This window comes from Lascolabacillus sp. (genome assembly GCF_028696275.1).
Taxonomy (GTDB): Bacteria; Bacteroidota; Bacteroidia; order Bacteroidales; family Dysgonomonadaceae; genus Proteiniphilum; species Proteiniphilum massiliensis.
In genome coordinates this window covers 139,822-166,338 of record NZ_JAQVHI010000001.1, presented here as the reverse complement: position 1 = coordinate 166,338, position 26,517 = coordinate 139,822, and the positions used below count along the sequence as shown (strand labels likewise).

23 protein-coding genes are annotated in these 26,517 nt (G+C 37.3%); 14 read left to right on the top strand and 9 right to left on the bottom strand.

Annotation, left to right across the window (positions count from 1 at the left end):
- The first annotated feature begins 14 nt into the window (after positions 1 to 14).
- From PHO43_RS00735 to nqrF, 5 genes are read left to right on the top strand one after another with little or no spacing between them, the layout of a single operon-like run.
- Positions 15 to 1,223, top strand: coding sequence for an NADH:ubiquinone reductase (Na(+)-transporting) subunit B (locus PHO43_RS00735; RefSeq protein ID WP_045089311.1), 1,209 nt, complete (start codon positions 15 to 17; stop codon positions 1,221 to 1,223).
- 2 nt (positions 1,224 to 1,225) lie between these two features.
- Positions 1,226 to 1,933: an NADH:ubiquinone reductase (Na(+)-transporting) subunit C gene (gene nqrC / locus PHO43_RS00730; protein ID WP_045089312.1), complete on the top strand. Its 708-nt coding sequence runs from the start codon at positions 1,226 to 1,228 to the stop codon at positions 1,931 to 1,933.
- A gap of 3 nt (positions 1,934 to 1,936) precedes the next feature.
- A complete protein-coding gene (locus tag PHO43_RS00725) occupies positions 1,937 to 2,569 on the top strand; it encodes an NADH:ubiquinone reductase (Na(+)-transporting) subunit D (RefSeq protein ID WP_045089313.1) in 633 nt (210 codons plus the stop codon).
- A gap of 27 nt (positions 2,570 to 2,596) precedes the next feature.
- Positions 2,597 to 3,211 carry an NADH:ubiquinone reductase (Na(+)-transporting) subunit E gene (gene nqrE, locus PHO43_RS00720; RefSeq protein ID WP_045089314.1) on the top strand — a complete coding sequence of 205 codons (615 nt, stop codon included), beginning with the start codon at positions 2,597 to 2,599 and terminating at the stop codon, positions 3,209 to 3,211.
- Positions 3,212 to 3,263: 52 nt separating this feature from the next.
- Positions 3,264 to 4,544 carry an NADH:ubiquinone reductase (Na(+)-transporting) subunit F gene (gene nqrF / locus PHO43_RS00715; RefSeq protein ID WP_045089315.1) on the top strand — a complete coding sequence of 427 codons (1,281 nt, stop codon included), beginning with the start codon at positions 3,264 to 3,266 and terminating at the stop codon, positions 4,542 to 4,544.
- Between the two features lie 81 nt (positions 4,545 to 4,625).
- Here the strand turns inward: nqrF and PHO43_RS00710 are convergent, their stop codons facing one another.
- Both PHO43_RS00710 and PHO43_RS00705 read right to left on the bottom strand, forming a co-directional pair.
- Complete coding sequence (locus PHO43_RS00710) at positions 4,626 to 5,177, bottom strand: aminotransferase class IV (RefSeq protein ID WP_288010976.1); 552 nt, start codon at positions 5,175 to 5,177, stop codon at positions 4,626 to 4,628.
- Positions 5,178 to 5,246: 69 nt separating this feature from the next.
- Positions 5,247 to 6,230, bottom strand: a complete 984-nt coding sequence (locus tag PHO43_RS00705; RefSeq protein ID WP_288010974.1) for an aminodeoxychorismate synthase component I — start codon at positions 6,228 to 6,230, stop codon at positions 5,247 to 5,249.
- Positions 6,231 to 6,718: 488 nt separating this feature from the next.
- Here PHO43_RS00705 and PHO43_RS00700 point away from each other — a divergent pair, with 488 nt between their 5' ends.
- The 9 genes from PHO43_RS00700 (at position 6,719) to ilvC (ending at position 18,440) form a co-directional block, all read left to right on the top strand.
- Positions 6,719 to 8,206 carry a 2-isopropylmalate synthase gene (locus PHO43_RS00700; protein WP_045089318.1) on the top strand — a complete coding sequence of 496 codons (1,488 nt, stop codon included), beginning with the start codon at positions 6,719 to 6,721 and terminating at the stop codon, positions 8,204 to 8,206.
- 65 nt (positions 8,207 to 8,271) lie between these two features.
- Complete coding sequence (gene leuC, locus PHO43_RS00695) at positions 8,272 to 9,654, top strand: 3-isopropylmalate dehydratase large subunit (protein WP_053826516.1); 1,383 nt, start codon at positions 8,272 to 8,274, stop codon at positions 9,652 to 9,654.
- Positions 9,655 to 9,665: 11 nt separating this feature from the next.
- Positions 9,666 to 10,262 (top strand): 3-isopropylmalate dehydratase small subunit, encoded by a 597-nt coding sequence (leuD, locus tag PHO43_RS00690; protein WP_502867163.1) that lies wholly within the window; start codon positions 9,666 to 9,668, stop codon positions 10,260 to 10,262.
- Between the two features lie 84 nt (positions 10,263 to 10,346).
- Complete coding sequence (locus PHO43_RS00685; RefSeq protein WP_288008662.1) at positions 10,347 to 11,879, top strand: hydroxymethylglutaryl-CoA lyase-like TIM-barrel protein; 1,533 nt, start codon at positions 10,347 to 10,349, stop codon at positions 11,877 to 11,879.
- A 70-nt stretch (positions 11,880 to 11,949) separates the two neighbouring features.
- Positions 11,950 to 13,020 (top strand): 3-isopropylmalate dehydrogenase, encoded by a 1,071-nt coding sequence (gene leuB, locus PHO43_RS00680; RefSeq protein WP_045089322.1) that lies wholly within the window; start codon positions 11,950 to 11,952, stop codon positions 13,018 to 13,020.
- An 8-nt stretch (positions 13,021 to 13,028) separates the two neighbouring features.
- Positions 13,029 to 14,873 carry a dihydroxy-acid dehydratase gene (ilvD, locus tag PHO43_RS00675; RefSeq protein ID WP_045089323.1) on the top strand — a complete coding sequence of 615 codons (1,845 nt, stop codon included), beginning with the start codon at positions 13,029 to 13,031 and terminating at the stop codon, positions 14,871 to 14,873.
- Positions 14,874 to 14,899: 26 nt separating this feature from the next.
- Entirely contained in the window at positions 14,900 to 16,660 is a 1,761-nt protein-coding gene (gene ilvB, locus PHO43_RS00670) for a biosynthetic-type acetolactate synthase large subunit (protein ID WP_082057344.1), read from the top strand.
- A 58-nt stretch (positions 16,661 to 16,718) separates the two neighbouring features.
- On the top strand, positions 16,719 to 17,309 hold the full coding sequence (gene ilvN / locus PHO43_RS00665; protein WP_045089324.1) for an acetolactate synthase small subunit: 591 nt from the start codon (positions 16,719 to 16,721) through the stop codon (positions 17,307 to 17,309).
- A gap of 84 nt (positions 17,310 to 17,393) precedes the next feature.
- Complete coding sequence (ilvC, locus tag PHO43_RS00660; protein WP_045089325.1) at positions 17,394 to 18,440, top strand: ketol-acid reductoisomerase; 1,047 nt, start codon at positions 17,394 to 17,396, stop codon at positions 18,438 to 18,440.
- A 140-nt stretch (positions 18,441 to 18,580) separates the two neighbouring features.
- Here ilvC and pdxA read toward each other — a convergent pair whose 3' ends face one another.
- The 7 genes from pdxA to PHO43_RS00625 all read right to left on the bottom strand — a co-directional run bounded on the left by pdxA (position 18,581) and on the right by PHO43_RS00625 (position 26,508).
- Complete coding sequence (gene pdxA, locus PHO43_RS00655; RefSeq protein WP_288008674.1) at positions 18,581 to 19,672, bottom strand: 4-hydroxythreonine-4-phosphate dehydrogenase PdxA; 1,092 nt, start codon at positions 19,670 to 19,672, stop codon at positions 18,581 to 18,583.
- Positions 19,673 to 19,712: 40 nt separating this feature from the next.
- A complete protein-coding gene (locus PHO43_RS00650; protein WP_288008676.1) occupies positions 19,713 to 20,714 on the bottom strand; it encodes a DUF4837 family protein in 1,002 nt (333 codons plus the stop codon).
- A gap of 102 nt (positions 20,715 to 20,816) precedes the next feature.
- Positions 20,817 to 21,848, bottom strand: a complete 1,032-nt coding sequence (gene rlmN, locus PHO43_RS00645; RefSeq protein ID WP_045089328.1) for a dual-specificity RNA methyltransferase RlmN — start codon at positions 21,846 to 21,848, stop codon at positions 20,817 to 20,819.
- A 145-nt stretch (positions 21,849 to 21,993) separates the two neighbouring features.
- Positions 21,994 to 22,710 carry a head GIN domain-containing protein gene (locus tag PHO43_RS00640; protein WP_045089329.1) on the bottom strand — a complete coding sequence of 239 codons (717 nt, stop codon included), beginning with the start codon at positions 22,708 to 22,710 and terminating at the stop codon, positions 21,994 to 21,996.
- Positions 22,711 to 22,758: 48 nt separating this feature from the next.
- Positions 22,759 to 24,072, bottom strand: coding sequence for a TolC family protein (locus PHO43_RS00635; protein WP_288010972.1), 1,314 nt, complete (start codon positions 24,070 to 24,072; stop codon positions 22,759 to 22,761).
- A gap of 51 nt (positions 24,073 to 24,123) precedes the next feature.
- Positions 24,124 to 25,227 carry an efflux RND transporter periplasmic adaptor subunit gene (locus PHO43_RS00630; RefSeq protein ID WP_053826510.1) on the bottom strand — a complete coding sequence of 368 codons (1,104 nt, stop codon included), beginning with the start codon at positions 25,225 to 25,227 and terminating at the stop codon, positions 24,124 to 24,126.
- A 33-nt stretch (positions 25,228 to 25,260) separates the two neighbouring features.
- Positions 25,261 to 26,508, bottom strand: a complete 1,248-nt coding sequence (locus PHO43_RS00625; protein WP_053827221.1) for an ABC transporter permease — start codon at positions 26,506 to 26,508, stop codon at positions 25,261 to 25,263.
- Positions 26,509 to 26,517 lie beyond the last annotated feature (9 nt).

Here is a 26,517-nt window from a genome sequence, read left to right as displayed (position 1 = left end):
TAAATGATATAACTTTGAAAGCGTTAAGAAAGTATCTTGATAAGATAAAACCAAATTTCGAAGAAGGAGGTAAGCTTCATTGGCTATGGTCAACATATGATGCATTTGAAACCTTCCTGTTTGTACCGAACAGAACTTCGAGATCCGGAGTACATATTCACGATGCACGCGACTCGAAGCGTACGATGATTATCGTGATTTTGGCACTTATACCTGCACTTTTAGTAGGTATGTATAATATTGGTCTGCAGCATTACACAGCTGTAGGAATTGAAGCAGACATATTCACGAAATTTATTTATGGTTTGCTTGCCATCCTGCCACAGCTGATTGTGTCGTATGTAGTAGGTTTAGGAATTGAGTTTGCCGTAGCGCAGTTTAAAAAAGAGGAAGTAGCCGAAGGTTTTTTGGTTTCAGGAATTCTGATTCCAATGATATTGCCTGTAGATACACCACTCTGGATGATTGCAGTTGCTACCGCATTTGCTGTAATATTTGCTAAAGAGGTATTTGGAGGAACAGGTTATAATGTATTTAATGTAGCTTTGATAGCACGCGCATTTCTGTTCTTCTCATATCCTTCCAAAATGTCGGGCGACCAGGTATGGGTGCGCACACGTGATACTTTTGGTATGGGTGGAGGACAGGTAATTGATGGATATTCAGGTGCAACACCACTTGGACAAATTAATACCACAGAAGTATCCAGCTTCAGCGACTTTACATTTACAGGAATAACCGGTGAGCCACTTACATTTACCGATATGTTCCTAGGATTATATCCTGGTTCAATTGGAGAGGCTTCTACATTGGCAATATTAATTGGTGCTGCTATATTAATTATAACAGGAATTGGTAGCTGGAAAACAATGCTTTCGGTATTCCTTGGCGGTACGTTCACTGTATTATTACTAAATGTTTTTGCACATAATGCATATATGGAAATGCCTCCTATGTACCATCTGTTACTTGGAGGTTTCGCATTTGGAGCAGTATTTATGGCAACTGACCCGGTTACCTCGGCAAGAACAGAAAAAGGGAAATGGATTTATGGGTTTTTAATAGGTTTACTCGCTGTTACTATCAGAGTATTCAATCCTGGATATGCAGAAGGAATGATGCTTGCAATCCTGTTTATGAATGCATTTGCTCCACTTATCGACTTCTATGTGGTTGATGCCAATATTAAACAAAGATTGAAAAGGGTAACTAATAAAGCATAGCTATGAATAGAGAAAATAATGGTTATACAATTATATATGCTGCGGTGATGGTAATCATTGTAGCATTAGGACTCTCACTTACACACCAGTCGCTGTTAGATAAGCAGATTGCAAATGAGAATATTGATAAAATGCAGCAGCTTTTACGTTCACTAAATATTACTGCTGATGCAAGTGAGGCTGAAGATCGTTATGCTGAGCTCATAACTAATGCCTACTTAATAACAGATGAAGGTGATAAGATAGAAGGTACAGAAGGTACTACCCCTGCTGACCCTGCTTTTTCAACAGAACTTGGTGATCCTGCTGCTCAAGGATTACCCGTTTATGAAGTATCCATTGATGGAAAGAATGTATATATCATTCCAATGAGTGGTGCCGGACTTTGGGGTGCAATCTGGGGATATCTGGCAGTTGAAGATGATGGAAGCACTATTTATGGAGCTGACTTTGGTCACGCTGGAGAAACACCGGGGTTAGGAGCAGAGATTGCTCAAAGCGCATTTGGTAATCAGTTCGTAGGAAAAGAGATCATTAAAAATGGCAACTTTCTTTCTGTTGCTGTGGTTAAACCAGGTCAGACAGATTCACGACGTGATTATGTAGATGGAATCTCAGGAGGTACAATCACAAGTCAGGGTGTTGATAAAATGCTTCTAAACAGTGTGGGTGAATATGAGAATTTTTTGATGAAACTGAATAGAAATTAAGATATGGCATTAAATAGTAAAACTAAAGCGGTATTGTTAGGACCGTTGAGTAAAAATAACCCAATACTTGTACAGGTTTTGGGTATCTGTTCAGCCCTCGCGGTAACATCCAAGTTGGAGCCATCACTGGTAATGGCTATTGCAGTTGTAATAGTTACGTCATTTAGCAATGTTATCATTTCTCTATTACGTAAGACCATACCAAACCGCATACGTATTATTGTACAATTAGTTGTAGTTGCGTCACTTGTTACGATAGTAAGTGAAGTGTTAAAAGCATATTCGTATGATGTTAACAAGCAATTGTCTGTATTCGTTGGGCTTATTGTTACTAATTGTATATTGATGGGTCGCCTTGAGGCATTTGCATTAGGAAATGGACCTTGGCCATCATTTCTTGATGGAATAGGCAACGGATTAGGTTACGGATGGATTTTAGTGGTTACAGGTTTTTTCCGTGAGTTATTAGGGTCAGGTGAACTTATGGGGCATCAGGTAATTCCTCAAGCATTTTATGATGCCGGGTATGAGAATAATGGACTTATGATGCTTGCTCCAATGGCAGTTCTTATTGTAGCTTGCATTATATGGGTACATCGTTCGAAGAATAAAGATCTTCAGGAGGAAACCAATTAATTAACAGTAAATAAACAGATATAATATATGGATGCAATTAGTCTGATTGTAAGATCGATATTCGTCGACAATATGGTTTTCGCTTACTTCCTTGGGATGTGTTCATTCCTGGCAGTTTCGAAAAATGTAAAAACAGCACTAGGTCTAGGCTTAGCAGTTACATTGGTGTTGGTTATTACTCTACCTGTGAATTATTTACTGGAAAACTATGTTCTTAAAGCAGGAGCATTGGAATGGCTCGGGCCACAATTTGCCAATGTTGATTTAAGTGTTTTTAGTTTACTTATTTTCATAGCAGTGATTGCTGCTATCGTACAGTTGGTAGAGATGGTAATTGAACGATTTAGTCCTGCACTATACTCCTCATTAGGTATATTTCTCCCACTTATAGCTGTTAACTGTGCTATTTTAGGTGGCTCACTATTTATGCAACAAAGAGAATTCGCCAATATAGGTATGGCAACTGCTTATGCCTTTGGTTCAGGAATAGGTTGGCTTCTTGCAATAGTTGGTATGGCTGCAATCAGGGAGAAGCTTGAATACTCAGATGTACCGAAACCATTGAAAGGACTTGGAATAACTTTCATAGTTACTGCTTTAATGGCAATTGGATTTATGAGCTTTTCGGGCATTAGTATTTAATCAGGAAAAAAGATAATAAACAGATTAAAGTAAAAATTTTAAGCATACAAGTATGAGCATACTAATGAATGTGGGTGGACTAACGATATTGACAAGTGTAATTGTATTCTTGCTAATCATTCTTATACTGGTTATTGTTATTCTTGTCGCCAAACAAAAACTGATACCTTCAGGAAATGTAAAAATCAATATAAACGATGATCCGGAAAAGGAGCTTGAAGTAGCACAAGGAGGAACTTTACTAAACTCACTACAATCAAAGGACATATATCTCTCATCTGCTTGTGGAGGTAAAGGAACTTGCGGTGAATGCCGATGCAGAGTTGTATCAGGTGGTGGAGAAATTCTGCCCACAGAGAAAGGACACTTCACACGTAAAGAGCAAATGAACAATTGGCGTCTGAGCTGTCAGGTAAAAGTAAAAGACGATCTTTCTATTGTTTTACCGGAAGAGATTTTTGGAATCAAGGAGTGGGAGTGTGAAGTTATTTCCAACAGAAATGTGGCATCATTTATTAAAGAATTCGTGGTTAAGCTACCTGAAGGTGAGACTATTGACTTTAAGCCGGGTTCATACAGCCAGATTAGAGTTCCAAAATTTGATGCAATTAAATATTCTGATTTTGATATTGACGAGAAATTTAAACCAGAGTGGGATAAATTTAAGATGTGGGATTTGGTTTGTAAAAGTGATGAAGATACTTCACGTGCTTATTCAATGGCTAACTTCCCCGCAGAAGGTAATATCATAACTCTAAACGTTCGTGTTGCAACACCTCCGTTTGACAGAGCTAAAGGTACATGGATGAATGTTAATCCGGGAATTGTTTCATCATATATTTTCAACCTGAAACCAGGTGATAAGGTAATGATGTCAGGTCCTTACGGAGAATTCCACCCAATTCTGGACAGTAAGAGAGAAATGCTGTGGATAGGTGGTGGTGCCGGTATGGCTCCTCTACGATCTCAGATTATGCATTTGCTAAAGACCCTTAGAATTACAGACAGGAAAATGTCATTCTTTTATGGAGCAAGAGCATTGATAGAAGCATTTTATCTTGAAGATTTTTATGAACTGGAGAGAGAGTTCCCTAACTTCTCATTCCATCTGGCACTCGACAGACCAGACCCAAAAGCTGATGAAGCTGGCATTAAATACACACCAGGATTTGTACATCAGGTGATTTATGATACCTATTTAAAAGATCATGATGCTCCTGAAGATATTGAATACTATATGTGTGGACCTGGACCAATGGCTAACGCCGCACAGCGTATGCTGGACAGCCTGGGCGTTCCAAAAGAGATGATCATGTTTGACGATTTCGGATAGACTTCTCATATCTATTATTATAAAAGCGGTTCTATGATTTTAAAAAGGAACCGCTTTTGCTTTTCTATTAGATTGTAGTATTTAAACTTTTATCAGATCTGCAGGTATAGATATATTATCTTCTATATCAAGCATAGAATTAATAAGATAAATCCGGTTATAATCCTTCAAATTATTTACCTTAATCTCTTTTTCTGAAATCCTGCCTTCATGAAGAAGTTTTTGACGTTTAGTTCCGTTCAATATAGGAAGATGCGGAGTATACAGTGAATTTTCCTTTTCCAATACTACATTACTATAAGTTGTATCAGTAATATAACCATTTCTGACTATCAATACCTCTTCACAATCTTCTCTTAAACTAAGCAGATCATTAAGAGATCTTCTGTCAGAAAACTTAAAAGTATAATCCGGAGATGCATTAATCAATTTCAAACACTTTATCACCTTTGGTATATACCTTTCGAAAGCAATACTGTTGATCTCATAATGGTAATGTATACTACATTTCACCTTGCAGTTTTCCATGCCAGGTGAAAGCAATTCCTCTAAGTCAGGTAATTCCGGAACATCAAACCTGAAGTAGTCGGCTGTCTTACGCATACGTCTGATGTGTGCATCTAAGTTTTGCACTTTTCCATTTATAAGACAAATTGTTTCCAGAAACATAATTTTATATATAAATAAGAAATATATAAATTTTTAAAAAGGGAGGTAAACTTTTTGTACTGCTTCAGAATACTCCTTGTTAAGTTCACTACCGGCTGTTATCCCCCCTCCACTTCGAAAAACAAGTCCTTCCTCATTTTGTTCTATAAAACGTATTAAAACAAAAGAGTCAAGATTGGCTCCATCAAAATAACCTGCAACACCGGTATAAAATCCCCTGCAACTACTTTCAGACTCTCTGATAAGCCTTAAGGTAGACTCTTTAGGTGCACCCGAAACTGAACCAGCAGGAAGCAGGTTGAAAATTATATCACCAATTTCAGATATATACTTTGTAGACAATGTACCTTCAATCTCAGAACTTACCTGAAGTATTCTGCTTCTGTTTGTTTGAATCTCATCAATATACCTGAAGCGGTTTACCTGTACTCTATGAGCCACGCGACTAATATCGTTTCTTAACAGATCTACAATTGTATTATGTTCTGTAGTCTCTTTTTCATCATTAATTATTACTGTTTCTGCATCAGGTACAGAAGCATCAATTGTACCCTTCATTGGAAATGTATAGATCTTACCATCAGTAATTTTTACAAAACACTCAGGAGAAAAACATACAAATTTATCAGGTATCAAGAGTCTGTAATCAGAGTTACTATGAAAAAATATTTCTTTTAAGTTTAGAGATGTTTTCAGTGGTGTTTCTATTGTCAGGTTTACAAGATAGCTTTCCCCCCTTTTTAACCCACTCATTACCCTGTTAAAGCGCTTCTTATATTCAGTAAGCTCTTCCGGGAATATTTCAAATTGATAATCGTTGTAATTAATTGATTGTAGAAAATCAATACCATCAAAATTCCCGATACCATTGACATAAAATAGTATATCTCTTTGAGACAAAGGATCAGCAATAAAAAAACCCTCTTTCATCTCGAAATCTACTCCAAACAGGAAGGGGTTTTTTTTGCCTCCTGCATCATTCATTTTAGCTTTTATTATTTCAGTATTAAAGTACATCAAATAAAAATATATCAATTTTCACAATTTCTTCATTAATTATAAACAAAAAGCAAAGAAAACTGTTTTTACTTTTAACTGAGGGATGTTCTATAAATAGAAAATTTATAAGTCTTATTCGGAAGTACTTTCTTAGATCAGAATTCAGTTGAATTATTCTTTAAATAATCTCCATATTTACTTACGAATTACCATATATATGAGTGTATAAGTAATAAATTGGAGTATTTTAGTGAAGAAATTTGTTGAAATATTTTGTTTGTAAGGTTTTTTACTTTTACTTTGTATTCATCAAACAGAAAATGTTTAGCGTTATGTATCAAAATATAGATATTCTAGTCATTTCTATTCTACTTCTGGAAAAATTCGGAGGGTGAGACTGGCATATCAAAAATAACGACTAAACTAGTAAAAATACAGATAACCTTTCTCACCCGGTGGGAAGGGTTATTTTTTTATTAAAGAAATAAGAAAACAGGTAGAATAAAATGGAACGAATTTATGTTTTTGATACAACATTAAGAGATGGTGAGCAAGTACCAGGTTGTCAATTAAACACAATTGAGAAAATTCAGATAGCTCAGGCTCTAGAATTATTAGGTGTAGATGTAATAGAAGCCGGATTTCCGGTTTCAAGTCCAGGTGATTTCAATTCCGTAGTTGAGATTTCCAAAGCCGTAACCTGGCCTACAATATGTGCACTGACAAGAGCTGTAGAGAAGGATATTGAAGTTGCAGCTGAAGCACTAAAGTATGCGAAACGTAAAAGGATTCATACTGGGATAGGGACTTCAGACTCTCATATAAAGCATAAATTTAATTCCAATCGTGAGGAAATACTGGAGAGAGCTGTAAAAGCTGTAAAATATGCCCGAAATTTTGTAGATGATGTAGAGTTTTATGCAGAAGATGCAGGTCGTACAGACAATGAATATCTGGCAAAAGTAGTTCAGGCTGTTGTTAATGCCGGAGCAACTGTTATCAATATTCCCGATACTACAGGATATTGCTTTCCAGATGAGTATGGAGCAAAAATAAAATATCTGATAGATAATGTAGATCTAAAAAATGCAATACTTTCTACACACTGTCATCAGGATTTAGGTATGGCTACTGCAAATACACTTTCAGGTGTTATAAATGGTGCTCGTCAAGTTGAAGTTACCATAAACGGTATTGGAGAACGCGCAGGTAACACATCTCTAGAAGAGGTGGTTATGGCACTACGAAGTCATAAAGACAGAGGTTTCGACACAAATATTAATTCACAGCACATATATTCAACCAGTCGCCTTGTTTCGAGTTTAATGAACATGCCTGTTCAGCCAAATAAAGCAATAGTTGGTCGAAATGCCTTCGCACACTCCTCTGGTATTCACCAGGATGGTGTACTAAAGAATGTTGAGACCTACGAGATTATCAATCCTAAAGATGTGGGAATAGATGATAATGCAATAGTTCTGACTGCCCGTAGTGGTCGTGCCGCACTTAAAAACCGTCTATCAGTTTTAGGTGTTAAACTTGAATCCGCAGAACTTGATAAGGTGTACGAGAAATTTCTTAACCTGGCAGACAGAAAAAAGAGCATAAATGATGATGACATACTGATGCTTGTTGGGAAAGAAGCCCGTTTGAATCGTATAAAAGTTGACTATCTGCAGGTGGTTTGCGGTATTGGCGTAAGGGATGTAGCAAGCATAGGATTGAATATTGCAGGTGAACATTTTGAAGCAACAGCTTCAGGTAATGGACCAGTTGATGCAGCCATCAGAGCTGTGAAAAGTATCATACGTCGTGAAATGAAGATTCAGGAATTTCTTATCCAGGCAATAGATCGTGGCAGTGATGATATAGGAAAAGTACACATGCAGGTTGAACATAATGACATTGTCTACTATGGATTTGCAGCCAATACAGATATTGTTGCAGCTTCTGTAGAAGCATTTATAGATGCTGTAAATAAATTCGTTGAATAAAATAATTACAATTCAAATAAGAACGAGATAGAAAAATAAAATACAAATAAGCAATTAAATAATATATGAAGACTCTTTTCGATAAAGTATGGGACGCACATGTTGTAACAGAAGTTAAGGACGGTCCCACACAACTATACATAGATCGTCATTTGTGTCATGAAGTGACCAGTCCACAGGCTTTTGCTGGACTTCGTGCAAGAGGTTTAAGTGTGTTCAGGCCTGAGCAAACCACTCTGACAGCAGATCATAATATTCCTACAATGGGCCAGGAGAATCCAATTCGTGATGCTATCTCTCGCTTCCAAGTAGAGACACTTGCAAAAAATGCCCGTGAATTTGGACTTACATATTATGGGCTGGGGAATCCCAAGAACGGTATTGTACATGTTATAGGACCTGAAAACGGGTATACACAGCCAGGCATGACAATAGTTTGTGGTGACAGTCACACATCTACACATGGAGCATTTGGTGCTATTGCATTTGGAATCGGAACCAGTGAAGTGGAGATGGTTTTGGCATCACAATGTATTCTTCAGACACGTCCTAAGACAATGCGCATCAACTTTGAAGGTAAACTTAGTGAAAATGTAGGTGCCAAGGATATGGCACTATATATGATATCGCAACTTACCACAGGTGGTGCAACAGGTTATTTTGTAGAGTATGCCGGTGAAGCTGTACGTAATTTGACTATGGAGCAAAGAATGACTCTTTGTAATCTTAGTATCGAGATGGGTGCACGTGGTGGATTGATAGCTCCAGATGAAACTACATTCAACTACATAAAAGGACGTCAGTTTGCCCCACAGGGTGAGAGATGGGAAGAGGCTTTAGCATACTGGAAGACATTGAAATCTGATGAAGGTGCTGTGTTTGACAAAGAGGTAACATTTGATGCAGGGAAAATTCCTCCAATGATAACCTATGGCACTAATCCGGGTATGGGTATGCCTATTGATGGAACTATTCCTAAACTTGAGGATATTGACAATGCAGGAAAAATTTCTTTCGAGAAATCACTTAAATATATGGGGTTTGAACCAGGAGAGAAGCTCGAAGGTAAACAGATCGACTTTGTATTTCTTGGAAGTTGTACGAATGGTCGTATTGAGGATTTCCGCCAGTTTACAGAATACGTTAAAGGCAAAAAGAAGGCTGAAAATGTCACAGCCTGGCTAGTGCCCGGCAGTTGGCAGGTAAGAAAACAGATAAAGGAAGAGGGGCTTGATCTGATACTTCAGGAAGCAGGATTTGAAATCAGGCAACCAGGTTGCTCAGCTTGTCTTGCAATGAACGATGATAAGGTGCCAGCTGGAAAATATGCAGTGTCTACATCTAATCGTAATTTTGAAGGACGACAAGGTCCGGGAGCCAGAACAATATTGGCAAGTCCTTTAGTAGCCGCAGCTGCTGCAGTAAATGGTAAAATAACCCAACCCTAATTTTAGAAATAATGGAAAAATTTAAAACAATAACATCAACATACGTTCCACTTCCGATAGAGAATGTGGACACCGATCAGATTATACCTGCCCGCTTCCTGAAAGCAATTACCAGAGAAGGTTTTGGAGATAATTTATTTGCCGATTGGCGCTATGATAAAGAGGGAAACCCTAAAGTAGATTTCGTACTTAATGATCCAAAATATTCAGGCGAAGTATTAGTAGCAGGTAAAAACTTTGGTAGTGGAAGTAGTCGCGAGCACGCAGCATGGGCAATAGGTGGTTATGGCTTCAAAGTAGTAGTGTCAAGCTTTTTTGCAGATATATTTAGAAACAATGCTCTTAATAACGGTATACTTCCAGTAGTAATTTCCGATGAATTTCTTAGTGAACTGTTTGACTGTTCAAGAAAAAATCCAAAATCTACAGTTACTGTAAACCTAGAAGCGCAGACAATAGTGAATAATGAAACAGGCCGTACAGAGTCTTTCGAAATAAATGCATATAAGAAAGAGTGCCTACTTAAAGGTCTTGATGACATAGATTTTCTTCTGTCCAACAGAGATAAGATACTGGAGTATGAGAAACGCCGAGCATTCTCATATTAAAACCATATAATTTAAACTGTTATAGATATAACAAAGAACTTCAAATAACTGATTGTTTTGCAAGAATCAAGAAAAATAGAGATTATGGATACTACCCTGCGCGATGGAGAACAGACATCGGGAGTATCCTTTGCTGCACAGGAAAAGGTGAGTGTTGTAAGTCTTTTATTAGATGAACTGAAAGTTGACAGAGTAGAGATCGCATCAGCAAGAGTATCAGAAGGCGAGTTCAAATCAGTACAGAAAATGGCTCAATGGGCCACAACACATGGCTATATAGATAAATTGGAAGTACTAGGCTTTGTTGATGGGACAACTTCACTCGAGTGGATAGCCAAAGCAGGATGTAAAGTTGTCAATCTGTTAAGCAAAGGTTCATTAAAGCACTGTACATATCAGTTAAGAAAGTCACCTGAGCAGCATTTAGAAGATGTAAAGAAAAGTATCAACAGTGCATGTGAAATGGGTCTGAAGGTTAACCTTTATCTTGAAGACTGGTCAAATGGAATGCGTGATTCTAAAGATTACGTGTTTAAGATGATGGATGGCCTAAAAGATGAGCCAGTTACCCGCTTTATGCTACCCGATACTTTAGGTATTTTAAATCCGGATGAAGCAGGCAGATTTTGTTCTGAGATGATTAAACGTTATCCTGGTATTCATTTTGATTTTCATGCCCATAATGATTATGATCTTGCAGTAGCCAATGTGTATGAGGCACTTAAGGCTGGAGTTAAAGGCGTCCATGTTACGGTAAATGGTCTTGGAGAGCGAGCCGGAAATGCCCCATTAACAAGTGTTATAGCACTTATTCATGATCATCTGGGATTTAAGACAAATATTGATGAGTCTAAACTCTATAATGTAAGTAAGGTTGTAGAAAGCTATTCCGGAGTAAGAATTCCGAATAACAAGCCACTGATAGGGGATAACGTATTCACTCAGGTTGCAGGAATTCATGCGGATGGTGATAAAAAGAAAAATCTTTACTTCAATGATCTGCTGCCAGAGCGATTTGGTCGCTATCGTGAATACGCATTAGGAAAGAACTCAGGCAGATCCAATATTGTAAAAAATCTCGAAGCACTTGGTATTGAGCTTGATGAAGAAGCAACGAGTAAAGTTACAGCCAGAATTATAGAACTTGGTGATAAAAAGGAAGTAGTTAGTCTTGACGAATTACCATATATAGTATCAGATGTTCTTAAGAATGGTAATGATTTTAAAGAGATTCAGATGTTGAATTACTCCTTGACATTAACTGATGGACTAAGGCCGACAGCCACTGTAAAGATTGGAATAAAGGGTAAAGTTTATCAGGAAACAGCTGCAGGAGAAGGACAGTATCATGCTTTTTCCAAAGCCATGTTCAAGATATACAGAAGTCTGAATAAACCGGTTCCTGAGCTTATAGATTACGAGGTAGTAATACCACCTGGCGGAAAAACAAATGCATATGTGCAAACAGTCATAACCTGGAAGTTTGAGGGTAAAGTGTTTAAAACAAGGGCACTTGATATTGACCAGACAGTAGCAGCCATAAAAGCAACAATGAAGATGCTGAATATGCTTGAAAGCGGCAACATACCAAAAATGAACTATATGGAGTTACCATAAGCTCCAGTAATTCACTTTAAGAGTTAAAACAAATTGGAAAAAAAACAGACATCAAAATATAACTAAAATAATGAAATTGAATATAGCAGTATTACCGGGCGATGGGATTGGTCCCGAGATAATGACACAAGCTTTAAACGTTACGAAAGCAGTTAGTGATAAATTTGGTCATGAATTAACATATAAAGAGGCAGTTGTAGGTGCTTGTGCTATTGATGCAACCGGTAATCCATATCCGGAAGAGACACATGAGCTTTGTATGAATAGCGATGCTGTTCTTTTTGGTGCTATAGGGGATCCCAAATATGATAATGATCCAAATGCAAAAGTGAGACCAGAGCAAGGTTTACTCAACATGCGTAAAAAACTTGGTTTATATGGCAATATACGTCCTGTAATGACTTTTCCTTCACTTATTCACAAATCACCTCTAAGATCTGATTTGGTTGAGGGTGCCGACTTCGTATGTATTCGTGAACTTACAGGAGGAATGTATTTTGGCAGACCTCAGGGAAGAAGTGAGGATGGAAATACTGCATATGATACATGTGTCTATACCCGTGATGAGATAGAAAGAGTTCTTCACCTGGCATATAAATTTGCCGGACAGCGACGTAAAAAACTCACGGTTGTTGATAAGGCAAATGTAATTGCTACATCTAGACTTTGGCGTCAGATTGCTCAGGAAATTGCTCCTCAGTATCCTGATATTGAAACTGATTTCCTTTTCGTAGATAATGCTGCTATGCGAATCATTCAATGGCCCAAAAGTTTTGATGTGATGGTAACAGAAAATATGTTTGGTGATATACTAACCGATGAAGCTTCAGTGATTACAGGTTCAATGGGTCTTCTTCCTTCTGCATCAATTGGGCTTCATACCTCACTCTTTGAGCCTATTCATGGTTCATATCCCCAGGCAGCAGGAAAAGATATAGCAAATCCTCTTGCTATGATTCTTTCAGCTGCACTTATGTTTGAATATAGCTTTAATCTTAATGAAGAAGGAGCCATGATCCGAGAAGCTGTAAATGCAAGTCTTGAAGCAGGTATTGTTACAGAAGATATTGCAGATGGAGGTAAAATATACAAACTAAGTGAAGTAGGTGAGTGGATTACTGAATATATAAAAAACAAGTAAATAGCATAATGAATAATCGTCAAAGAGATATTTCAAAACTGCGCAGTGCAACAAGTACACAAGGTCGCCGCATGGCAGGTGCAAGAGCATTATGGCATGCAAATGGAATGACCAGAGAACAGATGGGTAAACCAATAATTGCCATTGTTAACTCATTTACCCAGTTTGTACCCGGACATGTACATCTGCATGACATAGGTCAGAATGTAAAACGTGAGATTGAGAAATTAGGCTGCTTTGCAGCTGAATTTAACACAATTGCAGTTGATGATGGTATTGCTATGGGGCATGATGGTATGTTATACTCATTACCCTCACGTGATATGATAGCAGATTCGGTAGAGTATATGGTTAACGCCCATAAAGCTGACGCAATGATATGTATCAGCAACTGTGACAAGATAACTCCCGGAATGCTTATGGCAGCAATGCGACTGAATATACCAACTATTTTTGTTTCTGGTGGTCCGATGGAAGCCGGTAAGATTGATGACGAACAGATCGATCTTATTGATGCAATGATTGAATCGGCAGATGATTCAGTAACAGATGAGCGAGTTTCTAAACTTGAAATCTCAGCATGTCCTACATGCGGCTCATGTTCCGGAATGTTTACAGCAAACTCTATGAACTGTCTTAATGAAGCAATTGGACTTGCTTTACCCGGCAATGGTACTATACTGGCAACTCACGTCAATCGTAAGGAATTGTTTGTAAAAGCGGCTAAGCAAATAGTGGAGAATGCAGAGAAGTATTATTTTGAAGGAGATGAATCGGTACTTCCGCGAAATATAGCCTCCCGTCAGGCATTTCTTAACGCTATGACATTAGATATTGCTATGGGTGGATCTACAAACACAATACTGCACACACTGGCAATAGCACATGAAGGAAAAATAGAGTTCAATCTTGATGATATTGAAAATTTATCAAGACGCGTACCTTGCTTATGTAAGGTTGCACCAAACTCTAAAAAATACCATATTCAAGATGTTAACCGTGCAGGTGGAATTATGGGGATCCTTAATGAATTATCAAAAGCTAACCTTATTGATACATCAGTATATCGTGTAGATGGTCTCACACTTGCTGAAGCAATAGAAAAATACGATATAGTAAAAGATTGTCCTGATGCAGAAGCAATTAATATCTATTCGTCTGCACCCGGTAACCGTTTTAATCTTGTTATGGGATCACAGGATGCCCGCTATAAAGAGTTAGATATCGACAGAGAAAATGGTTGTATTAGAAGTGTGAAAAATGCATATACTGTTGATGGAGGACTGGCAATTCTTAGAGGAAATATTGCACAGGATGGCTGTGTAGTAAAAACTGCAGGGGTTGACGAAAGTATATGGAAATTCATAGGTAAAGCAAAAGTGTTTCAGTCACAGGATGATGCATGTGCAGGTATACTAAATGGCAAAGTAGAGGCAGGAGATGTAGTTGTAATTGTCTATGAGGGTCCCAAGGGAGGACCCGGTATGCAGGAGATGCTTTATCCAACATCATACATTAAAGCAAAGCATTTAGGAAAAGAGTGTGCATTGATTACTGACGGACGTTTTTCAGGTGGCACATCAGGATTATCAATAGGACATATATCACCAGAAGCTGCAGCAGGTGGAAACATTGGCTTGGTACGCGATGGAGATATAATAGAAATAGATATTCCTAACAGATCTATTAATTTGAAAGTAAGCGATGAGGAGCTTCAGAATAGAAGACTATTAGAGGAGACAAAAGGAGATAAAGCCTTCAAACCTTTACGAAACAGAAATATTTCAAATGCATTAAAGGTTTACTCTCACTTTGTTAGTTCGGCAGACAAAGGAGCAGTAAGGATTATTTAATATACATCACATTTAGAGTAATTATTATGAACAAAGATATTCAGACTCAATCGACTACGCCCAACGCAAAAAAGCCGGAGGCAGAGGTTATAACGGGAAGTGAAATTTTAATACGTTCACTTTTAGCGGAAGGAGTTGACACATTATTTGGTTATCCGGGAGGTGCCATTATGCCTGTATTTGATGCACTTTATGACCATAAGAATGAAATTAAACATATACTGGTTCGACACGAACAAGGGGCTGTTCATGCAGCACAAGGTTATGCAAGGGTATCAGAGAAAGTAGGTGTAGCACTTGTTACATCAGGTCCGGGTGCTACAAATACAATTACAGGGATTACAGATGCAATGATGGATAGTACACCACTTGTGGTAATATCAGGGCAGGTTAGCTCTGCACTTCTGGGTTCTGATGCATTTCAGGAAGCCGATGTAATAGGTGTTACGCAACCAATCACAAAATGGGCATATCAGGTAAGACGTGTGGAAGATATTGCATGGGCAGTTTCAAGAGCATTTTATATTGCATCCAGCGGAAGACCCGGTCCGGTAGTTCTTGATATTGCCAAAGATGCTCAGATCAACAGTTGCGAATATGCCTATCAAAAGACTACATTTTTACGCAGTTATCAACCTGTACCCGACATAGAGGATGAAAATATAAGAAAAGCGGCTGAATTAATTAACAGTGCTAAAAAACCTCTGGCTCTGATAGGGCAGGGTGTTATTCTTGGAAAGGCAGAAGATGAGATTCGTGCATTTATAGATAAGGCTAACATTCCTTTTGCTTCAACTATTCTGGGCCTATCAGCAATACCAAGCGATCATCCTTTGAATTTTGGAATGTTGGGAATGCATGGTAATGTTGCACCAAATATGATGACCAACGAATGTGATGTTCTGATTGCAATAGGAATGAGGTTTGATGATAGAGTTACCGGGGATCTGAAGACATATGCCAGACAGGCCAAGGTAATTCATTTTGATATTGATATTGCAGAGATGGATAAGAATGTGAAGACAACTGTAAAGGTGGTTGGAGATGCTAAACATACGATCCCACGTGTCACAGATCTACTTGAAAACAGATCACGAGATGAATGGATTTCACAGTTTGATCCTTATGTTCAAAAAGAGTATGACTGCATAATACAAAATGAATTATTTCCAGAAAATGGTGGTGAGATCAAGATGGGTGAAGTTGTCAATAAAGTAACAGAAGCAACCGGTAATCAGGCTGTATGTGTAACAGACGTTGGTCAGCACCAGATGATGAGTACTCGTTATTTTAAATATACCAAATCAAGAAGTATGGTTACCTCTGGTGGTCTTGGGACTATGGGTTTCGGACTTCCCGCAGGTATTGGTGCCAAATATGGTGCACCCGACAGAACTATTTGCATCTTTGTTGGTGATGGAGGTTTGCAAATGACTATGCAGGAGTTTGGTACAATTATGGAATATGACATTGATGTGAAAATAATTCTGCTTAATAATAATTATCTTGGAATGGTACGTCAATGGCAGGAGTTATTTTTCGATGAGAGATATTCAGAAACCCATCTTAAAAATCCTGACTTTATAAAAGTTGCTGATGCATATAATATAAAAGGTCGTAAAGTAACAAAACGCGAGGAGCTTGATGATGCTGTTAATGAAATGCTTAATCATAAGGGAGCATATCTTCTTGAGGTTGTTGTAGAAACAAAAGGTATGGTTTATCCTATGGTACCTGCCGGTGGTAGTGTTACCAATATTTTACTTGGAAACGGACACAAGTTGTAAGACAGGTAACTGTAAATTTTATGAGATGTTTGATAAATCAAATTAAAAATCAATAATAATGGAAGACAATAAAACATTGTATACATTGACCATTTTCTCAGAGAATACGGTGGGTATACTAAACCAGATAACAACAATTTTTACACGCAGACAGTTGAATATAGAAACTCTTTCTGTATCTCCTTCAGCAATTAAAGGTATTCATAAATTTACTATTACAACTTTTTCTAATGATGAGGAGGTAATGAAAAAACTTGTACGTCTTATCGATAAAAGAGTTGATATTCTAAAAGCATATTATAACACAGATGAAGATCTTGTTCACCAGGAACTGGCTCTTTATAAGTTGGCTACTGAAAAAGTACTTGAGCATGGTTCAATTGAATATCTGGTAAGAAAGTACAATGTTAGGATTCTGGAAATCTCTAATGACTGTATAGTCTTTCTAAAAGCAGGTCATTACATTGAAACTCAGAGTCTTTTTGAAGAATTGGCCGAGAAGATTGGTGTTCTACAGTTTGTACGTTCAGGAAGGATAGCTATCACAAAATCAAAAGTTGAGAGATTGAGCGATATGTTGTCGAAAAGGGAACTATCAAATAAGAGTGGAGATAAACAATTAAGCAGTATACATGGTTATACAGATTAAAAATAAGAGATAAAATATTTTAATTAGTAATATTACCAAAACTTATTCTCTACAAGAGTATAAGTGAGACAAAAATCAAACAAAATGGCAAAAATGAATTTTGGCGGAGTAGAAGAAAATGTAGTAACCCGCGAAGAATTTCCTTTGAGTAAAGCTCAGGAAGTGTTAAAGGATGAAATAATTGCAGTTATAGGTTATGGTGTTCAGGGTCCCGGTCAATCGATGAACCTGCGTGATAACGGTTTTAATGTAATTGTTGGACAACGTAAAGAAAGCAAGACATGGGACAAAGCAGTAACCGATGGGTGGGTTCCTGGAGAAACTCTATTCGAAATTGAAGAAGCTTGTGAGAGAGCTACAATTATTCAATATCTACTGTCTGATGCTGCCCAGATCGCATTGTGGGATACTGTAAAGAAACATTTGACACCCGGTAAAGCACTTTATTTCTCACATGGTTTTGGAATTACTTATAAAGAACGAACAGGAATAATTCCACCTGCAGATGTAGATGTTATTTTGGTTGCACCAAAAGGCTCAGGGACCAGTCTTCGCAGAATGTTTCTTGAAGGACGTGGTCTGAATTCCAGCTATGCTATATTTCAGGATGCAACTGGCAAAGCGTATGATCGCGTTGTTGCATTAGGAATTGGTGTTGGTTCAGGATATCTATTTGAAACAGATTTTAAACGAGAAGTTTTTTCTGACCTAACAGGAGAGCGTGGTACTTTGATGGGTGCAATTCAGGGATTGTTGCTTGCACAATATGAAGTTCTTCGTGAAAACGGTCATACTCCTTCTGAAGCATTCAATGAGACAGTTGAAGAACTTACTCAATCTCTTATGCCTCTGTTTGCTGAAAAAGGAATGGACTGGATGTATGCAAACTGTTCAACAACTGCACAACGTGGTGCATTAGACTGGATGGGACCATTTCACGATGCTACAAAACCTGTTTTTGAAAAGCTTTATAAAGAGGTGGCAAATGGTAACGAGGCTCAGCGTTCTATTGATAGTAACTCTCAGCCTGATTATCGAGTAAAGCTTGAAGAGGAGCTGAGAGCACTTCGCGAGAGTGAGATGTGGCAAACTGGTGCTGTAGTACGTAAACTCAGACCAGAGAACAACTGATTCAAAGTAAAGTAGTCATAAACATAAAAAAGAGACTAAGTTTAAATCTTGGTCTCTTTTTTTGTTTACCTGATTTAAACATTCAGGCTTAAATTATCTGAGTTATATTCTAGAAAATCTTCTTTTCTTAAATCAGAGGTCTACTCCTCTTTCATAAGATCAAGTTTTTCATCATCTCTTCCACGGTCGTAAAACAACTTTTTAAGTGGATTTTTACGTGCTTCATCATAATTATGGCGATTACGGTATATATCAATTGCCATATATATAGCCTGGCGGAATGATTCATCTGATGCTTCGTTCTTACCGGCAATATCGTATGCGGTACCATGATCCGGCGAAGTGCGAACGATTGGAAGTCCTGCAGTATAATTAACCCCCATATCCATTGCCATTGTTTTAAACGGAATTAAACCCTGATCATGATACATTGCCAGTATAGCATCAAACTCCTTGAACCTTCCACTACCAAAGAACCCATCCGGAGGATATGGCCCTGCACATAATATCCATTCCTCTTGGGCTTCCCTTATTACCGGAGCAATTATTTCATTTTCCTCATTGCCAAGCATACCATTCTCTCCTGCATGGGGATTTAGTCCGAGTACAGCAATTCGAGGGGCATCAATACTGAAATCACGTTTAAGTGTATTATTCAGGGTTCTTATTTTCTCTGCAATAAGTTCTTTTGAAAGTGATGCTGAAACATCTTTAAGAGGAATATGAGTAGTCACTAATGCTACACGCATATTTTGTGTAGCCATTATCATGAGGGCTTTTTCACCTTCTGCTGCGAATCTTTCTTCAAGATACTCAGTGTGACCGGGAAAATTAAATTGCTCACTCTGAATTGAATCTTTATTGATTGGTAATGTAACCAGAACATCAATCTTCTTTTCCTGCAAATCCTTTACGGCACATTCTAATGCTATGTATGAAGATTCACCCGCTTCTGCTGAAGGTTTACCAATGTCAATGCGAGTTTCATCTTTTACACAATTTAAAAGATTTATCTTCCCCTCTCTTGACTCTTCAACACTATTAATTATATTAAAATTTACTGTATTGTTATTTAGCACCTTACGATGATAGGATGCAGATTTAGATGATCCGTATATTATTGGATTAAATAATTCAAGCAATCGAATATCTGAAAATGTCTTAAACAATATTTCGTATCCAACACCATTGACATCCCCATGTGTAATGCCTACTTTAATTAGCTCTGACATGTATATTTTTTTAATTCTCTTATCTAATTTTTTTTAATTGCTATCCTTCAATAATAGCTTCTTCGGGTTTTGGCAAACTAATGGTATACAATGTGGCCTCAAGATTACGCATTAGGTTTCGTTTATTGCTTTCCGGTGCGTATACATATGTTTCCACAACAATAACCATTCCAGTATTTTCATTCACGAAAGCATGCATAACAAACGGACCTCCCATCATATCTGTTGTCATTTCCCACAATCCTCTCAATTCGGCACGGAATACTCCATCTACAACAAACCTCCTGTAATCTGGCGGATATGCAGTTGATGTTGACATCTGAGAATCAAATGATCCTTTTATATATTTACCTAATACTTCATTTCGTACTTTAATAAGTGAATCTTTTTCGAAAATAGTTTCAGAGGTGTATGGAAACTGATAAATTACTATATCCTGACGACCTCTTCCAGCATTGTTTGTAGCCCATAGGAAGTTATTAAACTCCTCATAATTCGACAATCCTTTTGGGAAGTGGATGTTAATACCAAACATTTGCTGAGCACGTACAACTGGAATTTTGATCTCACTCTTTAGCCATTTTGCGTTGCGTTCAAGCTCCTTTTCGATAAAATAGTTTATGATAACATCTTTATTTTCTGTAACATATTCAGCAAATGAGGTGCTGTCAGGTGCCTTTATGTTCATTATTACCTGACCATTTGCATAAGTATCGAGTTCTGCTTCAAGTTTTGGTTGACTGTACATCTCTGAAATTACAGGAATTATTATATTTCTTGCCATCTTAAATGTACTAGTGAAATTTTCAGGTGTAATATGAAGAATCCTGAAGTTTGGCTCAGGTTGCGGTAAACCTTTTGTATTTGAATTAAGCACATCAAATAAAGCTCTTCCTGAAGTTCCCTCCCATGAAGAATCATCCATGATTACCATAACTTCGTTTGTAGCCCCTGAAGCAGAAAAAAAACCACTACCGCCGTTACATGAAGACAAAAAAATAATTGATGCTAAAAGAGATAGTAAACCTACCAGATGTTTCATAATATTTATTTATTGAGATTTCACTAAATTCCACTTTATAAAACAAATATACAATTATTTACGTGGAAAAGAAGCAGTATGGTTTTAATTTATGATAAAAAGTCAACTCTTATTACCAATCTTCGAGGTTGAAAGCATACCGCATGCTGCGAAAATATCTTCACCTCTAGATGCACGAATTGTGCAGATAAAACCTTTTGATGAAAGTGTATCACGAAATTTAATCATGTTTTCATCTGTTGAAGGTCTAAGCTTACTCATAGGAATAACATGGAAACGAATGAGGTTGATTCTGCAATCCAATCCATTAAGCAATTTAGCAAGTTCTCTGGCATAAAGAGGTGAATCATTAACCCCATCAAACATTATATATTCAAATGATAAGCGGCGTTGATGACTCCAGTCATAATCACGTAGAAGGTCTATCACTGAAGTAATTGGAGCAGATTTCTCTATAGGCATTATTGATAATCGCTCCTCCGGTATAGGGTTGTGAAGACTGATTGCAAGGTGGCATCTGCTATCATCAAGAAATCTTTTGAGATTGGAAGTTAATCCAATTGAAGAAAGAGTTATTCTTTTTGGACTCCATGCAAGTCCGTACTCCGCCATTAGCAGTTCAGAAGCTTTCTTTACATTCTTATAATTATCCAAAGGTTCGCCCATTCCCATAAAAACAAGGTTGGTAATATCTTCAGAGTCAGGTACAGAATAAACCTGGTTGAGAATCTCTCCAGCGGTCAGATTGTCTTGCAGGCCCTGTTTACCTGTCATACAGAAATCGCAATTCATACGACATCCTACTTGCGATGAAACACAAATTGTTAATCGGTCATCTTCAGGTATTGTAACAGTCTCAATAAACTTGCCATTGTGAGTTCTGAACAGCATTTTGCGTGTTCCATCAACTGAAGTCTTTACATCCAGAGGGTCAGATCTGCCAATATCAAAATTCTCAGAAAGAATTTCTCTATTTTTCAGCGAGATGTTGGTCATTTCGTCTATTGATTTCACTCGCTTTACATAAATCCAATCTGCTATCTGTTTACCGGTAAACTTAGGGAGGTTTAATTCCAGTACGCTTTCTGTTATTTCGGCAAGCGTCATGCCTAGTAAATATTGTTTTGACTCCATTATGTTCCTTTAATTGAACTACAAAGATACAGAGGATTTTGCAAATATATGCATCGTATAAAAAAAGAGTAAAAAAAACCGGGCGCTTTCACAAGTCCCCGGTTTCAAATTTCTGAAATTTAAAAGTAGAGTTTATATAAATAATCTAATTGCCTGATTTTACTTTTCCTATACCATTTTTTGACACATCTGTTTTCTGTGGTTTACCATAATATGTAATATTACCAATACCATCAGATGACGCTTTTATATATTCAGATGCAAAGCAACTTACATTACCAACACCTTTAGAAAAGACTGTAACACTTTTTGCTTTTAGACGCTCTGCTTCAATATTTCCCACACCTTCAGATTTAATATCTATATTATTTGCTGAACCTTTAAGAATAATATTGCCTACACCTTCAGAGTCAACTTTTATATACCCTGCCTGTAAGTTCTCTGCAGTAATATTTCCCACACCTTCTGAGTCTATGGTAAGTTCAGGAGTATCAAATGTACCTTCTATTACAATATTTCCTACACCTTCATTATCAATATAAGTGAGGTTGGGTGTAATTATTGTGACTGTTAACCTGTTTGCATTTCTATTTAACCTTTTAAGCAAACGATCCTCCATATCTAACTCCAAAGTACCGTTTGAAATTTCAACCTCTAATAGATTAAGCATTTCTTCACTACCCTCTGCAGTAACTTCTGTGGTTTGACCTTTACGGATAATAATATTACCCACAATTGAAGATTCAATTGCAGTAAAAGCTGTTACTTCAAACTTATCAGTAGCATACCTTGTCTGAGTGCATGCCATAGTACTAATTGAAAGTACAACTGCGATTATTGCTAATTTAATTACTGTTTTCATATTGTTTTTATTTTATGACATAAAAGAAATAATGTCGGTTACAAAAAATCAATCTTTTAACAATTCTAATATTTTCAATCGGAATGCATATTCATATTTAGCTTGAGCTTCTTCTCCTAATGCTTGTGTTTGATTATTTTTTGCAAGAAACAATTCATAAGAAGTTGCTCGCCCGCTTTCATGCTTTTCTTCCGCAAATCTGTATGCTTCATTGCTGGCTGTAACCGACTTCTTAGCAGCTTCCCATCTGCTCTCAGCTCCAACAGCATTATAGAAAGCCTGTTCAATTCGTTTACGCAGTTCAAGCTTTGTTTTATCCATTTCTAAACGACTGTTCGCAATTGCAATTTGTGCATTTTGAACACTATTCTTTATCTGAAATCTGTTGAATATGGGGATCCTGAGGCTGAATCCGAGTGAGTTACTTATATTGTTTCTAAGTTGAGTAGCAAAAGGATCATTATCCCTGCCATTCATATTATAGTATCCTGTACCCATACTTGCACCGAAGCTTAATGTCGGAAAGTACTGCGATTTTGCCATCAACATTTCCTTTGTGCTGCTTTCGAGCTGATATTGTAAACTTCTGATTTCAGGTCTGTTTACTAGCGCACTTTCATAAACCATTTGAGATGATAAAAGAGGTGTTTCATCAATTAATGCCTCTGCAGAGGGAGAAACAATCTCGAAATCATCAAATTTTTCAAGTTCCATAATCTGTGCAAGATCCAATAATGCCAGTTTATAGTTATTTTCTGCCTGTACACGATTTACTTCCTCTTTGGCAAGCTGAGCCTCAATTTCATACAGCTCTCCCTTTGCCATTTTTCCACTGTTTACCAGTTCAGTGCTTCTTTTTAGATTCTCTCTTGTTGTCTGGATTTGGTTTTCGGCAATAGTAAGCAATTCTCTGTTTAGCAAGGCTTGTAAGAATGCAGTCGACACACTCATTATAATTTCATCCTGTATTCTCTCCAGGTTGGCTTCTGAAACCATCATATCAGCTTTTCGGGCATCAATATTATGCTTCATTCGTAAACCATCAAATAAAGTTATATCAGCAACAATATTGAAATTTGATTGAGTTGAGTTTGTATTCTGATAGGTGTTGTCGAGACCAATTGAACGTCCAAAAATAAAGTTGTGACCAGCAGATGCATTAACAGCAGGCAACAGATCAGCACGGGCTTGACTGTATGCTACCATTCGCTGTTGTTTATTCAGCTCTTGCTGTTTGATATCACGGTTATTTTCAAGTGCTATCTCTATACATTCAAGCAATGTATATTGTTGCTGACCCGCTGCTGTAATTAGTGAACCAACAGCAATAAATAGGTATAATAATCTATATCTGAGTTGCATATTATTTTACTTTTGAAACTGTTTTGAGTATAACTTCAAAATAAATATCTATTATTTTCTTTCCTCAATTATCTCTGACCCCCGTATTCTGTCATTTTCTTTAAGTCCTTCGGTTACCTCAATATTTATCCCATCAGATAAACCAATCTTAACAAAATGACGTTCAAATTCTTGTGGTTCTTCATTCTTAACCATATAAACAAATGCAGAATCACCACTGAATTCAAGTGAGCTTTCTGGTATGGTTAATACCTGTTCTCTTTTATCCAATATAATATTTGCATTAGCGCTATATCCAGCTCTGATAAACAGGTCCTCGGGTATTTTAAGAGCCGCTTTCATCTCAAAAAGAATTGCACCGCTTTCTTCTGTTCCTTTTGGAGATATATACTCCAAATTTGCAGGAATTGTACGTCCCTGAATAGCTCCAATTGTAATTTCAATAGGCATACCCGATGTTAAGCGTCCAACTTCAGTTTCATCAATTTTGCCAATAAAGAGCATGTCGCTTAAGTCAGCTACAGATGCAACAGTTGTTCCATCGTTAAAGTTATTTGTCTGAATCACTGAATTACCAACCTTAACAGGTATATCCAGGATAGTACCGTCTACTGTTGATCTGACAAGTGTATTACTTGTCTGTGCTGAACTTTGTGTAATACCTGTTCTTACTAAACTAAGATTATCAGTTGCAGCACGAAGCTCCTCCTCATCGTTCTTATATTGTAGTTCTACCTTTTCAAACTCCTCTCTCGAGATGACATCATTCTGATATAGTTTGAGATCTCTCTCATAGTTACTGCGACTTTGATTAGCAGCAAGTTTAGCCCTTTCTACTCTTGATTCGGCACTACTTAGGTTAACCATATCTGGAACTACTTGAATCTTAGCAATAATATCTCCAGCCTTAACCATATCACCCGCCTCCTTATAAACTTCAGAAATGATTCCTGACATTTGTGGTTTTATAAGAATTTCGTTTCTAGGTTCTACTTTACCAGTAGCTACAGTACTTTTTTGTATGTCACCTTTTTGAGCGGTTACAATTGTGTATTGAACCACTTTAGGTCGTGATTTCTGCCATAAAAACATAAAAGTGGATATTACCAAAAGGCCTAAAAGCACTAATCCAATAATTCTCAAAATTCGTTTCATAAGTTTTATTTAGTTATCTGTTTTTAGTATCAATTATTCTTCACTGATTGCTTCAACCGGTTTAATCATCATAGCTCGCTGTGCAGGGATATATCCTGCAAATGTTCCAATAACAATAAGTATGATTAATGAGATTACTGCCATTGAAAATGAGATTTGCGGATCTTTAAAGAACTGATCACCCTGACTCAAAACGATACCTGTAGCCCTGAGTAGTCCTACTCCTACTATAATTCCAGTTACTCCTGCAATTACAGTAAGTACAACACTTTCACTTAGTATCTGTCCAATGATGTTTCGTGGAGTAGCACCCAAAGCTCGTCTGATACCAATCTCCTTAGTTCTTTCACGTACAGTAACCAACATTATATTACTTACACCTATTGCACCTGCAAACAGTGTCCCCAACCCAACAATCCATATTAATGCTGATATTCCTATCCCAAGGTAGTTGAACATCTTAAACTGTTCTTCTATATTCATAGTAAATACAGCCTCCTTGTCATCCGGCGAAATTTGATGCTGTTGTTTAAGTATTTCAAGAATCTTATCCTGAACTATCTTCACAGGGACACCTCTATCTGCTGTAGCAGCTAAAAAGTGTATTATATTACCTTGATTAAAAGCTTGCTGCATTGTAGAAAAAGGTAGAACAACTGTTTCTTCAGTGCGACCTCCAATGCTAACACCCGAAGTGCTTCTGGCTACACCTATTACCTGAAAGTAAATGCCGTTAACCCTGATCTGTTGACCTGTAGGGTCTTGTCCTTTCTGAAAAAGTACTTCATAAATACGTTCTCCAATTACGCAAACTTTTCTTCTTTCAGCTATATCTATATCATTTACATACCTACCATACAATAGTTTACTTTTTTCTATGAGATCATATTCAGGGTAGCATCCTTTAACTAGATAGGAACCTTTTTTTTCTCCTCTCACCACATTTTCATCACTACCACCGGCAAAAAGCACAGGGGACAAATATTCCAGTTCATCAACACGTTGTTTGATAATTGGGATATCACTGTTTGTCATATTCCAGTTTCTGCCTTTCTGAAATCCTTTATATGGAAGTGAAGTTGGAGAAGATGCGAAGAATGCAGAATTGGTTGCAAATCCTTCAACTTGAGAAGATATTCCACTTTCAAGCGCAGATCCTGCACCTACCATTAACACAAGCATAAACATTCCCCAGAAAACACCAAAGGCAGTGAGTACACTTCTGGATTTATTATGAGTTATGGTAATCCAGATCTCTTGTAATCTATCTAAATCGAATATTTTCATTGA